17 protein-coding genes, 2 tRNA genes and 1 pseudogene are annotated in these 13,611 nt (G+C 62.6%); 13 read left to right on the plus strand and 7 right to left on the minus strand.

Going from position 1 to position 13,611, the window contains the following annotated elements; all coding sequences use genetic code 11:
* The first annotated feature begins 81 nt into the window (after positions 1 to 81).
* The 3 genes from LIW51_RS01350 to LIW51_RS01360 all read left to right on the plus strand — a co-directional run bounded on the left by LIW51_RS01350 (position 82) and on the right by LIW51_RS01360 (position 1,056).
* The gene (locus LIW51_RS01350) at positions 82 to 498 is read left to right on the plus strand and encodes a hypothetical protein (protein WP_227375470.1); all 417 of its coding nucleotides are present in this window, start codon (positions 82 to 84) and stop codon (positions 496 to 498) included.
* Between the two features lie 90 nt (positions 499 to 588).
* A complete protein-coding gene (locus LIW51_RS01355; protein WP_227375471.1) occupies positions 589 to 807 on the plus strand; it encodes a hypothetical protein in 219 nt (72 codons plus the stop codon).
* Between the two features lie 12 nt (positions 808 to 819).
* Positions 820 to 1,056 carry a FlaD/FlaE family flagellar protein gene (locus tag LIW51_RS01360; protein WP_227376700.1) on the plus strand — a complete coding sequence of 79 codons (237 nt, stop codon included), beginning with the start codon at positions 820 to 822 and terminating at the stop codon, positions 1,054 to 1,056.
* On the opposite strand, the gene LIW51_RS01365 is transcribed toward LIW51_RS01360, so the two are convergent.
* The 4 genes from LIW51_RS01365 to LIW51_RS01380 all read right to left on the minus strand — a co-directional run bounded on the left by LIW51_RS01365 (position 1,057) and on the right by LIW51_RS01380 (position 3,931).
* Positions 1,057 to 2,016, minus strand: coding sequence for a hypothetical protein (locus tag LIW51_RS01365; RefSeq protein WP_227375472.1), 960 nt, complete (start codon positions 2,014 to 2,016; stop codon positions 1,057 to 1,059).
* 211 nt (positions 2,017 to 2,227) lie between these two features.
* Positions 2,228 to 3,538, minus strand: coding sequence for a DUF8593 domain-containing protein (locus LIW51_RS01370; protein WP_227375473.1), 1,311 nt, complete (start codon positions 3,536 to 3,538; stop codon positions 2,228 to 2,230).
* A 168-nt stretch (positions 3,539 to 3,706) separates the two neighbouring features.
* Positions 3,707 to 3,781: transfer RNA gene (locus LIW51_RS01375), tRNA-Ile, on the minus strand.
* A 77-nt stretch (positions 3,782 to 3,858) separates the two neighbouring features.
* Positions 3,859 to 3,931 (minus strand) — tRNA-Asn (locus LIW51_RS01380).
* Positions 3,932 to 4,033: 102 nt separating this feature from the next.
* Here LIW51_RS01380 and cca point away from each other — a divergent pair.
* The 6 genes and pseudogenes from cca (at position 4,034) to LIW51_RS01405 (ending at position 7,399) form a co-directional block, all read left to right on the plus strand.
* Positions 4,034 to 5,383 (plus strand): CCA tRNA nucleotidyltransferase, encoded by a 1,350-nt coding sequence (cca, locus tag LIW51_RS01385; RefSeq protein ID WP_368411749.1) that lies wholly within the window; start codon positions 4,034 to 4,036, stop codon positions 5,381 to 5,383.
* A gap of 141 nt (positions 5,384 to 5,524) precedes the next feature.
* Positions 5,525 to 5,692, plus strand: a complete 168-nt coding sequence (locus LIW51_RS01390; RefSeq protein WP_227375474.1) for a PAS domain-containing protein — start codon at positions 5,525 to 5,527, stop codon at positions 5,690 to 5,692.
* A gap of 27 nt (positions 5,693 to 5,719) precedes the next feature.
* Positions 5,720 to 6,409, plus strand: a complete 690-nt coding sequence (locus LIW51_RS01395; RefSeq protein ID WP_227375475.1) for a PAS domain-containing protein — start codon at positions 5,720 to 5,722, stop codon at positions 6,407 to 6,409.
* Between the two features lie 15 nt (positions 6,410 to 6,424).
* Positions 6,425 to 6,640 (plus strand): annotated as a pseudogene (locus LIW51_RS38360) (PAS domain-containing protein); the annotation flags it as partial.
* 30 nt (positions 6,641 to 6,670) lie between these two features.
* Complete coding sequence (locus tag LIW51_RS38365) at positions 6,671 to 6,940, plus strand: sensor histidine kinase (protein WP_255767428.1); 270 nt, start codon at positions 6,671 to 6,673, stop codon at positions 6,938 to 6,940.
* 279 nt (positions 6,941 to 7,219) lie between these two features.
* The gene (locus tag LIW51_RS01405; RefSeq protein ID WP_227375476.1) at positions 7,220 to 7,399 is read left to right on the plus strand and encodes an HVO_0416 family zinc finger protein; all 180 of its coding nucleotides are present in this window, start codon (positions 7,220 to 7,222) and stop codon (positions 7,397 to 7,399) included.
* A gap of 72 nt (positions 7,400 to 7,471) precedes the next feature.
* Here the strand turns inward: LIW51_RS01405 and LIW51_RS01410 are convergent, their stop codons facing one another.
* The gene (locus LIW51_RS01410) at positions 7,472 to 8,368 is read right to left on the minus strand and encodes a DMT family transporter (RefSeq protein ID WP_227375477.1); all 897 of its coding nucleotides are present in this window, start codon (positions 8,366 to 8,368) and stop codon (positions 7,472 to 7,474) included.
* A 93-nt stretch (positions 8,369 to 8,461) separates the two neighbouring features.
* On the opposite strand from LIW51_RS01410, the gene LIW51_RS01415 reads away from it, so the two are divergent.
* From LIW51_RS01415 to LIW51_RS01425, 3 genes are all read left to right on the plus strand, one after another.
* Positions 8,462 to 8,620, plus strand: a complete 159-nt coding sequence (locus tag LIW51_RS01415; RefSeq protein WP_227375478.1) for a DUF7563 family protein — start codon at positions 8,462 to 8,464, stop codon at positions 8,618 to 8,620.
* Between the two features lie 63 nt (positions 8,621 to 8,683).
* The gene (locus LIW51_RS01420) at positions 8,684 to 10,543 is read left to right on the plus strand and encodes a UvrD-helicase domain-containing protein (RefSeq protein ID WP_227375479.1); all 1,860 of its coding nucleotides are present in this window, start codon (positions 8,684 to 8,686) and stop codon (positions 10,541 to 10,543) included.
* Between the two features lie 76 nt (positions 10,544 to 10,619).
* Positions 10,620 to 12,131: a carboxypeptidase M32 gene (locus LIW51_RS01425; RefSeq protein ID WP_227375480.1), complete on the plus strand. Its 1,512-nt coding sequence runs from the start codon at positions 10,620 to 10,622 to the stop codon at positions 12,129 to 12,131.
* A 42-nt stretch (positions 12,132 to 12,173) separates the two neighbouring features.
* On the opposite strand, the gene LIW51_RS01430 is transcribed toward LIW51_RS01425, so the two are convergent.
* Positions 12,174 to 12,416 carry a DUF7533 family protein gene (locus LIW51_RS01430; protein WP_227375481.1) on the minus strand — a complete coding sequence of 81 codons (243 nt, stop codon included), beginning with the start codon at positions 12,414 to 12,416 and terminating at the stop codon, positions 12,174 to 12,176.
* 123 nt (positions 12,417 to 12,539) lie between these two features.
* Between LIW51_RS01430 and LIW51_RS01435 the strand changes: the two genes are divergently transcribed.
* Positions 12,540 to 13,127 (plus strand): riboflavin synthase, encoded by a 588-nt coding sequence (locus LIW51_RS01435; RefSeq protein ID WP_227375482.1) that lies wholly within the window; start codon positions 12,540 to 12,542, stop codon positions 13,125 to 13,127.
* 44 nt (positions 13,128 to 13,171) lie between these two features.
* Here LIW51_RS01435 and LIW51_RS01440 read toward each other — a convergent pair whose 3' ends face one another.
* Positions 13,172 to 13,606, minus strand: a complete 435-nt coding sequence (locus tag LIW51_RS01440; RefSeq protein ID WP_227375483.1) for an ester cyclase — start codon at positions 13,604 to 13,606, stop codon at positions 13,172 to 13,174.
* Positions 13,607 to 13,611: the final 5 nt, after the last annotated feature.

Genomic DNA, 13,611 nt, shown 5'->3' on the forward strand with positions numbered 1-13,611 from the left:
GTCCGACGCTCCACGACGAGCGTCTCCACTCCTCCGAAATTCCGCGAACCGATCCGAACGGACGGGAAGCCAGAAGCTATAATGACGTTTGGCAACGAAGGAACCGTGATGGCGCTCTTCGAAATCAACCTCGAAAAACCCGCGCTCGTCGAAGAACGAGTGTACAGCGACGAGGACGCAGTACCCACCGGTAGGGAGCCGAAGTCCGAGTCCGAACCGTCCGGAGGACGGTCGCTCGGGAAGCTACTCGGCCCGGTGCTCGGTCTGGTGGTGATCGCCGGCCTCGGCATGCTCTTTCGCAAGCTTCGTTCGTCGTCAGACGACGACGAAGTGACGGAAGAGACGATCGAACAACCGACCGAACCCGAGGCAGACGAGTCCAGCCGGTCTCGACTGGCGCGCGGTCGAAAGGCCGCTCGCGCGGTGGGGATTCTGGGAAGCCTGCTGGGTATTGTCGTCGTCGCGCGAAAAGTCCGCGGCGGGTCGTCGGACGAGTAACCGAAAATGACGTTTTTCTGAGGTCGGATTGGAGAATCGTGCCGTGCCAAGAGTTATATAGGACGAAAGGGTTGTATTCGAAACATCAGAATGGCTACCAATCCCGCAGACTACGACCTGCACGAGCTTCGCAGGATGGCCGACGAGGACGAGGAGGCGCTCAACCTCTCCGCGGGGGGCGACGGGCGAACGGCAGAAGACCTCTACCGACTGGGCCAGCGCGAGGAGCTACTGAAACTCCAGACGAAGCTGCTGGCATCCGGGTCGCTTCCAGAGAAACACTATCTGACGGCGCTTCCGAACCGGTAAGGTGCCGAGGTCATTGTCTTCGAGTGGCTCGATTTCCTCATCGAGAAAGCCGGATTCGAGAACACCGGAAACGCGCTCTCGTACTACGAGGACGTGGACTGGCTGAGCGAAGCGGCCTACGAGAGCCTCCGGTCGTACATGTACGGGTTCTCGGAGGCAGATCGGTTCAGAGCGACCGGCCCCGCCGACCTCGATACAAACGATCACGTGTTGAGTCTCGTCTACATCGCCCAGCTCGCGTTGCTGTAGTCACTCCGCGTAGCCGAGGTTTCGCAGCCTGTCTTCTATCACGTCGTCGGTCATCTCCTCGCGCACCTCCGGCGACTCCGCCGTCACGTCGCGTCGCTCGTCCGCGTCGATTTCGGCCCATGGCACCTCTATCAGTTCGCGTTTGTGGAGTCCGCCGGGATGTCCGTAGGTTCGCATCGGTATCGGATACGTTCGCTCGCCGATGAGGTTACCGTGGTCGGCCGTGACGACCGACTTCCCCGGCAGTTCCGCGACCAGTCGTTCGACGTGCGGGAGCGTCACGTCTAGATTCTCGACGTAGGCCTCGATTATCGCCGACCTGTTCGTCGTCTCGCCGTACAGCAGGGCGTTCCACGGGTGCGGCTCGCCGCTGTGTTCGTCCGCGTCGAGCTGCATCTCGATGCCCGCGTGGCCGAGCTTCCGACCCTTCTCGCCGATGAACGGGAAGTGCGGCTGCATGAAGTGCGTGATGATGCGCTTGTCCGGATACTTCTCGAACGCCGTGAGCGTCCGTTCGACCATCGTCTCGGGCATAACCGTCCGGAACTCCTCGTTCCAGTGATCGTCTAACAGGTTGACGACGGCGTGGAACGTGCCGTCGGGGAGTTTGTGGGCGTGCGGGTTCGACGTGACGTACACCGTGTCGTGGAGTTCGCGCCCGACGAAACTCTCCCGCATGAACTCCCAACTCTCGCTCCCCGGCGAGAGCTTGCTCGTCACTCGGTCGCCGAAGTTCGCCCGCGTGGCGAACATGTCGTACCGGCAGGCGTCGAGGATGACGAGGTTGTCCCACTCTTCTGCCATCACGTCTACGCGCTCCTCGTCGTTCAACAGCCGAGAGACGTAGGCGTTCGCCCGCAGCGCGTCCTTGCGCAGTCGTCGCGTTTCCCCGCGAACTAGAGATGGATCTTTGAGAACTCGAAGGGCGTTCTGGAGATTGTACCGACCCCGAATAGACATACCGGAACGCTCTACCGCCACCGCCTTATTTATGGCCTGTTTAAAGGCTCAGCGTCCGGGGAGTAGAGCGGGAACGTCGGACTCGTGGCTCGGTCTCCCGGCAGTTCTCCCCTCCCGACAAGTTCCGTCGACACAGGGTTTCGAAGGGGTCGAACGTCGCCCGGCCACCCACTCGCCGCCGCGCCGAATCGACCAGCGGTTCGACCGCCGGCTACCCGGCGATTCGAACTTCGGTACGAGTAACCTCGTCTATCTGGTCGGCTCTGACCGGATACGTGTCCTCGTCGTGCTCCTCGATACCGAGTTCTGCCTTGACGCGGTCGGTGAAACTGGGGTTGGGGTCGACGTAGATGGTGTCCCCTTCGACTTCGGCGACCATGCCGATCTTCTCGCCGTCGCGGTTCACGACGTTCTTCCCAGTGTCACGGTTGTTGAGGGAGACGGCTTCGCTTTCGGTTTCCGTCGCTCCTTCCATCTCCGCGGTCTCGGTTTCGGTCGTCTCCGTCTCCATCGTCTCGTCCTCCGTCATCTCCGTCTCGGTCGTCTCTTCGACGACCGTTGATTCGGTCGTCCCCGTGACCACTTCGGAGCCGAACTCCCGCTCGACGTACTCGGCATCGACGATATCGCTCTCGACGAGGTCGGAGGTCGCCGTCGTACTCTCGATGACCTCGCTCTCGGTCAAGTTGTAGACGTTCTCGACTCGGTCGACGATCTCGTCCTCGACGAGTCGTCGCTCGAACAACAGGCTCTCGATGATCCGGCCTTCCGTGAACTCGCTCTCGATGTGCCCCGCTTCGATGGCCTCATTGACCGGCATTTCGCCGAAGAGGTCGCTCTGTAGGAGCGTTCGTTGGACGCCTTCGATGTCGACCACGCTTTCGAGCGAGTCCTCTTCGAGAACGTCGCGCTCGGCGACGTCGACGTCGACGACCTCGCTCTCGATTCGCTTGCGCTCCACGACCTCGCGGCGCACCAGACGCGTCTCGTCGAATTCGAGGACGAGGGTGTCGTCGTCGACGAACTCGGGTTCGGTGTCGGTCAGTTCGCGCCGGATGAGTTCGGTGTCGATGATTCGGTCGGCGACGATTTCGGAGTCGACGACTTCGCTCTCGATGGTCTCGGTTTCGACGATTTCGCGCTCGATGATGCGAGTCTCCGTGATTTCGCTCCTGACGGTCTCGCCGTCCAACAACGCCTGTTCGACCTCGGCGTTTTCGAGCGTCGCCCGCTCCGCGACCTCCGAGCGCGGGACGACCTCGTACCGTTCCGCCTCCTCGTCCGTCGCCGGATACCGGATGACCGCCATCTCCTCGTCGTCGAACGTTTCGAGGAACTCCTCCCACTCCGCCTCCTCTACCTCTACGTCGGCGTGTCGCTCAGGCGAGTAGGCGAACGGCGACCGCGTCTCCGCGTCGGTTCGGTACGCGGGCTGCCAACCGCTCTCGTCGGCCCACGTTCTAATGGTCTCTCGGTCAGTCGTGATGCGCGTCTCGCCAGTCGTTTCTGGATTCTCAGACATTATCTCCCACCAGTTGAATACTAGCCAATGAACTACTTAGATATGTTGGTAATTTTACTAGCGTCGGAATGTGTTGAATCACAGGACAATAGAGGAGTCCGGCGTTTATTTCCTCCTGGCGCGGTCGCTCGCACACGCCTCGCGGTGCTCACAGGAGTCAGGAAGAAATGGGCCCTGTCGGATTCGAACCAACGACCACCCGGTTATGAGCCGAGCGCTCTAACCAGACTGAGCTAAGGGCCCTCTCGGCAGTCGATAATCTGTGACGCCTCTTTAACGTACCGGGTTTCGACGATTCGAATCCGTGACGACCCGAGAAGCGCCGCCGCCAGGGCTCGAACCTGGGACAACCTGGGTAACAACCAGGTGCTCTACCAACTGAGCTACGGCGGCTTCTGACTGCATCCGTCCATAGATGGAGTTCTTTGATAGGGCTTTCGTTTTTCCCCGGCGGCATCGATACGCTTTCCCGCGTTCGTGGAAAACCATCGCGTGATGGAACGCTTCGAGGACGTCATCGCGGCGGTTCGAACGCGGGTCGAACCGGACGCCGACGAGCGAGCGCACCTCCGGCGCGTCGCCGACGCACTGGTGGAGCGAACCGAGGAAGCGGTCGCCCGCTTGCCGGTCGAGGCCGACGTGAAACGAGTCGGGAGCACCGCCCGCGGAACGTGGATCAGCGGCGACCGGGACATCGACCTATTCGTTCGATTCCCCCCCGCCATCGACCGCGCGACGTTGGAATCCTACGGGTTGGAAGTCGGCCACGCGGTGCTTCCGGACGGCCACGAGGAGTTCGCCGAACACCCATACGTCAAAGGCGAGTTCGAAGGATTCAATATCGACCTCGTCCCCTGCTACCGCGTCGAGTCGGCGTCGGCCATCCAGTCGGCGGTCGACCGCACTCCGTTTCACACCCAGTATCTCGAAGCGCGATTGGACGACGAACTCGCCCGTGAGGTGCTGCTGTTCAAGCAGTTCTTAAAGGGAATCGGCGCGTACGGAAGCGACCTCCGGACGCGGGGGTTTTCGGGCTACCTGACCGAACTCCTCGTCCTCGAATTTGACGGCTTCCGCGACTTGCTCGAAGCGGCGGCGGAGTGGCATCCGCCCGTTCGATTCGACCCGGAAGACCACGGACGGGCGACGTTCGATGATCCGCTGGTGGTCATCGACCCGACCGATCCGGAGCGCAACGTCGCCGCCGTCCTCTCCGCCGAGAACCTCGCGCGACTCCAACACTACGCCCGCGACCTCCTCGCCGAGTCGCGCGAATCGCTCTTCTTCCCCGACTCGCCCGACCCGCTCTCGCCGGCCGAACTCCGCGAATCCGTCGCCGAACGCGGAACAGCGCCTGTCGCCATCCGATTCGACGCACCGGACGTGGTGGACGACCAACTCTACCCGCAACTCCAGAAGTCGCTCTCGGGCGTCGGAGACGCCCTCGACCGACGGGGATTCGAAGTCCTGCGGGCAGAGCTATTCGCGGACGACACCGCGGCGCTCTTCTTCGAACTGGCGGTGACGGAGCGACCGACCATCGAGCACCACGACGGACCTCCCGTCCACGTGCGCTCCCACGCGAGTGGCTTCTACGAGAAGTACGCCGACTCTGACGCCTACGGTCCGTTCATCGACGGCGACCGCTACGCGGTCGAACGAGAACGGGAGTTCACGACCGCCGTCGAGTACCTCGAAAGCAACGCCGTCTTCGACGCCGCGCTGGGGGTTCACGTCGAGAAGGCGATGACGGACGGGTACGAGGTGCTCTCGGGTGACGAGATCGCCGCGCTGGCGGAGGAGTTCGGTGTCGAACTCGCGCGCTACTTCGACCCGACCCCGTAACCGCCGCGTCGCACTCGTCCGTCGCGGCTCCGTCGGAGAGTAACATACATACGAGAAGAAAGAGCATATCTTTCGAAGAGAACACGATATAAATCCGTCCGAAGGGACAACACTCCCTCCGACGACGTGGCGGTCGAAAATATGGTGTTTCGACGCCTCGTGCAGCAGACGACGGACGCCGTCGTCATCGCGGCCAGCGACGGCACCATCGTATTCGCAAACCGCGCTGTGGAAGACGTGTTCGGCCACGCCCCGGAGACGCTGGAGGGCCGCCAGCTCACGGCGCTCATTTCCGAACGCCTCCGTTAGCGCCATCAGGCCGGCTTCGAGCGGTACGTGCGAACTGGCGAGCGAACGATTCCGTGGGATGCCATCGAGCTACCAGGACTTCGGGCCGACGGTACCGAGATTCCGCTCTCGGTGTCGTTCCACGTCGACGACGCCAGCGAGACGGACGGTCAACGGTTCATCGGCGTCATGCGCGACATCTCCGACCGGAAGCGCATCGAGCACCGACTGGACGAGAAGACCGAACAACTGGACGAAGTGTTCGACGCGAGTCCCATCGCTCTATCCATTCGCTCGGCGGACGGGACGATTCTTCGGACGGACGAGCGCGCCGACGAGCTAGTCGGCATCCTCGGTGCCGCGGGCGACGTCACGGACGAGACCCAACTCTACGGTTCCGACGGCGAATCGCTCACCAAAGTCGACTACCCGTTCGCCCGCGTGGTGGAATCCGGACAGGCGGTGGACGACGTCGAGTTGTACGTCGACAGGCCGACCGGCGAACGGCGCTGGTTCATCGTGAACGCGAAACCGATTCACGGAGCCGACGGGACGGTCACGCAGGTCATCACGGCGGGGAAAGATATCACACAGGTCAAACGTTACCAGCGCGAACTCGAACGCCAGCGCGACGACCTGGAGCGGGAACTCGACGAGGTGTTCGACCGCATCGACGACGCGTTCTACGCACTCGACGAGGAGTGGCGGTTCACCTACGTGAACGAACGAGCCGAGTGACTCCTCGGTCGCGACGAATCGGAGTTACTCGGTCGCATCGTCTGGGATATCTTCCCGGACTCCTGCGAGACGAAGGGGTACGAGGCGTTCCGCCGGCCGGTCGAAACCCAGAAACGAGTGACTTACGAGGAGCGTTGGTCGCCCTTCGACGCTTGGTTCGAGGTTCACGTCTACCCCTCGGAGAGCGGCGTTTCCATCTACTTCCGCGACGTCACCGAGCGCAAGGAGCGCGAACAGGAACTCAAACGCGACGAAGCGACGTTGGAGATTGCAACCGAGCGGGTCGTTCACGCAGAGCCGACCCGCATCAAACAGCTCTTGGAGAACCTCTTCCGGAACGCCATCGAACACGGCGGGGAGGACGTGATCGTTCGCGTCGCGGATATCGACTCGACGGACGACTCCGCCCGCGGGTTCTACGTCGCCGATGACGGAACGGGGATTTCGGAGACGAAACGCGAGACCGTGTTCGAGGCGGGCTACACGACGCAACGGAACGGCATCGGTCTTGAACTCACGTTCATCGCCTAGATCGCCGACAGCTACGACTGGACGTACACCGTCACCGAGAGCGAGGCGGGCGGCGCGCGCTTCGAGTTCACCGGTCTCGACCCCTCCGCCGAGTGACGCAGGCTCTGCTTTCCTCCGATAATCGGAACTTGTAAACGGACACGTCGCCCACGCGCTTCTCGCGACGATTCGAAACCGAACGCGTCGAGCCTCGACAGGGTCGTATTTCGAAGAAGAACGAATCTCGGCGTCCGTCCTACCACCAGTGTTATATGGGTGGTGTGCATTACCATAGCACGTATGGCCTCCGCACCAACCGGCAACGACGAATCCGTTTTCGACCAGTTCCTCGCCGACCGCGGTCACGAGACCGAACGAGTAGACTGGGAGCAGGAGTACAACAAAAAGCAGTGCCCGGAATGCGGCGGACTCCACGACCTCGCAGCGAGCGAATGTTCCGTCTGCGGATGGCATCCGTAGTCGCGCTCGTCGAGTAGTGGAATCACGGCATCCGCGCCACAGCGCGGATCGAATTCCCGATGTTTCTCGTCCTTACAACGCGGTGATGATACCGGCACCGACGACGACCAGCGTCTCGCCCGCGACGATTCCACGGGTGACCCGTTCGACGTCCTGAAGCAGGAAGTACGCGAAGACGGTCGTGAACAGCGGTGCGGTTCCGGTGAGCGGGTCGACGATGGCGACCCGTCCGTTGGGGAGCGACAGCGCCGCGAACAGCGACAACAGTGCGACGGCGGTGAGCACGCCGCTCACCGCGAACAAGCCGTAGGTTCCGCGGGGCGCGGCGAACACGTCCCGACGGTTCCGCGCGACGGCGTACCCGAGGAGTGCGACGAGCGCCGCCGTCTCGTTCAGCGCGACCGCTTCGAGCGGCGTCGCCTGCGTGGTCTCCAGTCCGAACCGTCGGACGACGTTTCCGACCGCGAACGCCCCCGCGGCCGCCAGCGGAAACGAGAGATCGCTGGGATCCCACCCGCCGATGTCGCCGCCTTTCGCCAGCGCGAGCACCGCGAGTCCCGCAACGAGAACGACAATTCCGACGGCGGTGGCGACCGAGAGCGGTTCGTCCAGCACCGCGACCGCCAGCATCGTCGCGAAGAGCGGCCGCGTGCTGATACCGGCGCTGTTGATGCTCGCACCGACTCGCCTGATGCCGCCGAATGCGGCCAGTCGGCCGACCGCCGTTCCGACGAACCCTGCAAAGATGAAGATGGCGACGGTTGCCCGCGGGAGGTCAGCGAGCGGGTTCAGCCCTTCGAGAACGACGAGAGCGGCCCAGAACAGGGTCGAGTCCACGACGACGACGACCAGCGATGCTTGAAGCGAGTCTCCCCCGGCGGCCATCCCTCGCTTCGAGACGACCGGTTCGAACCCCCAGAGGACGGCGGGAACGAGCGAGAGGAGATACACTTCGAGAGGGAGTGCCATCGAAGAAGGTTTTCGGCCGAGTGCTTAACTTTCGTTCGAGTCGATGTCGATAGACATATACTGTAATATTGTAAACCGTTGACGAGAGAGAAAATGCCAGAGTGTCAGAACTGTGGTTCGTTCGTGACGGCAGCCTATGCGAGAGTGTTCACGCCGCGAGGGACGGAGAATCCCCGCGTCTGTCCCGACTGCGAGGATAAGATTCGGGACGGTGCCGAGATACGCACCGCACGTTCTCCGCGCGGCACCTGAGCCGATAAAATATCCGCTTCGATTCACGTCGTTTTATACGTCATTAGCCCCTGAGGTGGTGTAATGACCGTGCCAACGGCGGAGACGGACGCGAAAGTGACCCGGTTGTTCGGCGGACCGGGGAGCGGGAAGACGACCGAACTGTTAGATCGAGTGGAGGAGATCCTCGCCAGGGACGGCGTCACGATGAACGACCTTCTCGTCGTCTCGTACACCCGCGCGGCCGCGAACGAAGTCCGCGAACGACTCGCGGAACGGCTCGACGTCGACCCTCGCTCCCTACAGGGTAACGTCTGCACGATGCACGCGAAAGCGTACGAACTGCTCAACCTCTCGCGCGGCGACGTGGTCGGCGAGAAGCACAAGAAGGAGTTCTGCGAGAATTTCGGGCTGGAGTACGAGGACGAGTACAGCGGCTCCGGTCGCCGAACCGCGCGCTCGACCACGCTCGGCAACAAGATAATCGCCACCTCGCAGTGGCTCCAGCGCACGCGCCGACAGGTCGCCGACTGGTACGACGTTCCCTTCCAGTGGGATGTAGAGACGGTTCGGCTGCCGCCGGATATCGACCCGAACGCGCAGGAGGGCAACAAGTACACTCCGACGTGGCCCAGCAGCGACGACCGATTCGACGTGCCGGAGGCCATTCGAGCGTGGCGAGCGTACAAGGGCGACGAAGGACTCGTCGGCTTCGCCGACATGCTCGAACGCGTGAAACAGCGCTCGCTCCTGCCGAGCGTCGATTATCTCATCATCGACGAGTTTCAGGACATCACGCAGTTACAGTTCGACATCTACGAGGAGTGGAAACCCCACATGAAGAGCGTCCTCATCGCGGGTGACGACGACCAGGTCGTCTACGCATGGCAGGGGGCGGATCCGAAACTACTCCTCGGCGAAGGCGGCGAAGACGTGATTCTCGACACCTCGCACCGACTTCCCTCCCGCGTTCTCAAGGTCGTCCAGAAGGAGGTCAGCCACATCGAGGAGCGACAGGAGAAGAACCTCAAGCCGCGTAAGGAAGGCGGCGTGGTGGAGGCCGTCACCGACCCGTCGATGCTCGACCTCGTGCGAAATGTCCGCTACACCATCCGCGAGTTCGACGGCACCGTGATGGTGCTGTTCCGCGCCCGCTACCAGATGTTCCGATTCGTCGACGAGTTCATCGACGAGGGGATCCCGTTTAAGACGCTCACCGACCAGCGGATGTGGACCGACCGCCTGAACCAGTACGTGGACGCGGTCGAGCAGATAGAGGCGGGCGAACCCATCGACGGGTTGCAGGCTCGCAGACTCGCGGACATGCTCGCCGATTCGACGTTCGGGACGAACGAGCGCGACGAGATGTTCGACGCCATCGACGAGCGCAAGGAGGAAGCGGACGCGGACGACCTCACCGAACTGGAGTTCGAACCCGACTTCGTGAAGAACTTCGCGCCGTTCATGCCCGGCCCCACGTCGGCGTCGGATATGGTTCGGAAGGTCACGAGCTACCAGAAACGCTCCATGGACGCCTACTTCAACGGGAAGTATCAGGACATGGAACGCGACCGCCTCCGCATCGGCACCATCCACAGCGCGAAGGGTCGTGAAGCAGACCACGTGTTCGTGGCGACCGACCTCACCGAGAAGGTCGTTGAGCAGATGGCGGCAACGGTCGATAACGAAGGTATCGACGTTCCCATCGAAGGGGAGTTCACCGCCGGAACCGACCCCGTTCCGATTCTCACCGACAACGAGCGCCGCGTCTTCTACGTCGGGATGAGCCGCGCCCGCGAGCGACTCGTGATAATGGAGAATCTCGTCAGCGGCGCGCCGACCCTCAAACTCGACGTGCTGTTGTTCAACGAACCGAACGGGAAGTCGGTCGAGGACATCCTCGGCGAGGAAAACGAGGAAGTCGAAGAGATAGAAGCGAAGTAGTCGAAGCGGTCGAACGTGTTCGTTTCCGTTTTCCGATACCCGTGCATTGATACTGCCCCGCAGAGCAGTAGGTCGCATGGCAACTTCCGAACATGAATCCGAATCCGAGTATGACGAACTGCTCGACCGGGTGAAGCGAATCTCGAACGTCGGGGACGCGACCGGCATCCTCTACTGGGATCAGCAGACCAAGATGCCGGAAGGTGGGACGCCTGCACGCTCCAAACAGCTCTCCGCGCTCCAGTCGATCAGTCACGAACTGCTGACCAACGAGCGCACGGGCGAACTGCTCGACGCGCTCGAACGCGAGATGTTGGACGACGACCGGGCCGCGGTCGTCCGCGAGGTACGCCGCCAATACGAGCGAGCCGTCGACGTTCCCGGCGAACTGGTCGAAGAACTCACCGAGACGATGAGCGAAGCCCAGCAGGCGTGGCGCGACGCGAAAGCGGACGACGAGTTCGAGACGTTCGCGCCCTACCTCGACCGACTGCGCGAACTCCACGTCGAACGCGCAGAGCACATCGACCCCGACGGAGACCCCTACGAGGTCATGTTCGAGGATGGCGAGCCGTACCTCCCGCTCGACACCGTCGAGCGAATCTTCGACGAACTCCGCGAGGGGCTGGTTCCGCTCATCGAGGACGTCCAGGAGAATGGCGCGAACATCGCGGACGACGCCTTTTCCGGAACGTTCGATGCCGAGACGCAGGAAGAACTCTGCCGGGACGCGCTCGACCTGCTCGGGTACGACTGGAACCGCGGCCGCCTCGACACCGCGCCGCACCCGTTCATGTCCGGCACGCAGTTCGACGCCCGCGTCACGACGCGGTACAATGAGGACGACCCCATCGACTCCCTCACTGCGACGATCCACGAGTTCGGACACGCGACCTACCAACTCGGCCTGCGCGACGACGCCTACGGAACCCCGCTCGGCGATTCGCGGAGTTCGGGCATCCACGAGTCGCAGTCGCGGTTCTGGGAGAACCACGTCGGGCGGACGAAGGCGTTCTGGGAGCTGTTCCTGCCGACCGTGAAAGAGCGATTCCCCGAGACGGAGGACGTGACGGTCGAGGAGGCCTACGAGGCGGTCAATCAGGTGTTCACGGACAACCTCATCCGCGTGGAGGCGGACGAACTCACCTACCACATGCACATCATCCTCCGGTCGGAGATAGAACGGGAGTACGTCTCCGGCGACCTCGACGTGGACGAGATTCCTGGTCGCTGGAACGAACTGATGGACGAGTACCTCGACATCGTGCCCGAGACGGACTCGGAGGGCTGCCTGCAGGACATCCACTGGACGAGCCGGTTTGGCGGGTTCCAGAACTACACCGTCGGGAGCGTCTTCGCCGCCCAACTCTGGGCGACCATCGAGGAGGAACTGGACGACCCGGCGGAACTCATCCACGAAGGGAACTTCGACCCCATCCGCGAGTGGCTGACCGAGAACATCCACGAGCAGGGCCAACGGTACACCACCGACGAACTCATCGAGGAAGCGACCGGCGAGCCGCTGACCGCCGACTACTTCTTGGAGTACGTGACCGAGAAGTACGGCGAAATCTACGACCTCGACTAGTTCGATTCGATGTCGTATCCGATTCGTTTTCGCTCCTCGTCGTTACTCCTTTTCGTCCTCGGTTTTGGCGACCTTCCCGACCACTTTCTGCGCCGCGCTCGCCGGAATGTCGGTCGGCGTCGTCAGCCACTCGCGGAGGACGACCATGAGGGCGGCGATGACGACGAACGCGCCGCCGAAGAGGGTTTGGCCCGCGAGCAGGCGCTCGACGCCGAAGAGGGCGATGGGGATGGCGAACACCAACGTCGCGGCCAGACTCACGGTGTCGAGGATTCCCAGCTTCATGCCCCTCCGTACCCGGCCACCGACCAAAAGTGCGCCGCCATGAGTCGACGAACGACGCGACACCGACGTCGCGGCTCGGACGATTCGGAACGGTTTTCAACCGCTCGGCGTCACAGTTCTGTTATGTTTACCGGAATTGTTGCAGAGGCGGGCGAAGTGCGCCGCGTCGAAGACGCGGACGGCGGCCGCCGTCTCGTCATCGCGGCGGACGAGGCGCTTTCGGACGTGGAACACGGCGCGAGCATCAGCGTCAACGGGGCCTGCTTGACCGTCGAGCAATTCGACGAGGAGACGTTCGAGGTGTTTCTGGCGAGCGAGACGGTGGCGAAGACCTACCTCGGGGAGATAGAGGAGGGCGACACCGTCAACCTCGAACGCGCGCTCCGGGCGGACGCCCGCCTCGACGGGCACTTCGTGCAGGGTCACGTCGACACGACAACCGAGGTCACGGACGTTCGGCAGGTCGGGGAAGACTGGGAGTACGAGTTCGCCGTCCCCGAGGGGTACGGGAAATACATCGTGGAGAAGGGTTCCGTGGCGGTGGATGGCATCAGCCTCACGGTGGCCAACAGGCGCGAGGACACCTTCACCGTCGCCATCATCCCGACGACCCGCGACGTGACGAACCTTTCGGAGAAAGAACCCGGCGACCCGGTTCACATCGAAGTCGACGTGCTGGCGAAGTACGCCGAGCGACTGCTCGCGGAGTAGTTCGATACGCCACCAAAACGGAACGTGGAGTTCGGTTTCGAGCGTCAGTCCACGGGCGACTCGACGACGCCGAGTTGTTGGAGCATCCCCAGCGTGTCGGGTTGCACCCACCGTTCGGCTATCTTCCCGTCTTCGATGCGGGTGAAGACCGTGTTCTGCACCTCGAACGAGTTTCCGGTCGGCTCGATTCCCATGAACTCGCCCTCATGGGTGCCTCGGAGTGTCACGCGCATGGCGACCGTGTCACCCTCGGCGACGATATCCTCCACCGTCGCCTCGAAGTCCGGGAACGCGTCGATGAAACTCCGAAGCTGCTCCTCGTTCGCTCGTATCCCCTCCGTGCTTTCCCCGAACGGCCCGTGTTCGACGCAGTCCTCCGCGTACACCTCCTCGACGAGGTCGATGTTCCGTCCTGTGGCTATCTCCTCCGGCACGCGGCGTGCGAGTCGCTTGTTCTCCTCAATTGTTGCTGTTGCCATCTATA

It is taken from the genome of Haladaptatus halobius, assembly GCF_020618475.1.
Taxonomy (GTDB): domain Archaea; phylum Halobacteriota; class Halobacteria; order Halobacteriales; family Haladaptataceae; genus Haladaptatus; species Haladaptatus halobius.

Coding starts and splice junctions, on each gene's coding strand:
- LIW51_RS01390 (WP_227375474.1), top strand. CDS start 5,525: ATGGTGTTTCGACGCCTCGTGCAGCAGACGACGGACGCCGTCGTCATC.
- LIW51_RS01420 (WP_227375479.1), top strand. CDS start 8,684: ATGACCGTGCCAACGGCGGAGACGGACGCGAAAGTGACCCGGTTGTTC.
- LIW51_RS01410 (WP_227375477.1), bottom strand. CDS start 8,368: ATGGCACTCCCTCTCGAAGTGTATCTCCTCTCGCTCGTTCCCGCCGTC.
- LIW51_RS01370 (WP_227375473.1), bottom strand. CDS start 3,538: ATGTCTGAGAATCCAGAAACGACTGGCGAGACGCGCATCACGACTGAC.
- LIW51_RS01430 (WP_227375481.1), bottom strand. CDS start 12,416: ATGAAGCTGGGAATCCTCGACACCGTGAGTCTGGCCGCGACGTTGGTG.
- LIW51_RS01415 (WP_227375478.1), top strand. CDS start 8,462: ATGCCAGAGTGTCAGAACTGTGGTTCGTTCGTGACGGCAGCCTATGCG.
- LIW51_RS01405 (WP_227375476.1), top strand. CDS start 7,220: ATGGCCTCCGCACCAACCGGCAACGACGAATCCGTTTTCGACCAGTTC.
- LIW51_RS01435 (WP_227375482.1), top strand. CDS start 12,540: ATGTTTACCGGAATTGTTGCAGAGGCGGGCGAAGTGCGCCGCGTCGAA.
- LIW51_RS01355 (WP_227375471.1), top strand. CDS start 589: ATGGCTACCAATCCCGCAGACTACGACCTGCACGAGCTTCGCAGGATG.
- LIW51_RS01350 (WP_227375470.1), top strand. CDS start 82: ATGACGTTTGGCAACGAAGGAACCGTGATGGCGCTCTTCGAAATCAAC.
- LIW51_RS01365 (WP_227375472.1), bottom strand. CDS start 2,016: ATGTCTATTCGGGGTCGGTACAATCTCCAGAACGCCCTTCGAGTTCTC.
- LIW51_RS01440 (WP_227375483.1), bottom strand. CDS start 13,606: ATGGCAACAGCAACAATTGAGGAGAACAAGCGACTCGCACGCCGCGTG.
- LIW51_RS01425 (WP_227375480.1), top strand. CDS start 10,620: ATGGCAACTTCCGAACATGAATCCGAATCCGAGTATGACGAACTGCTC.
- cca (WP_368411749.1), top strand. CDS start 4,034: ATGGAACGCTTCGAGGACGTCATCGCGGCGGTTCGAACGCGGGTCGAA.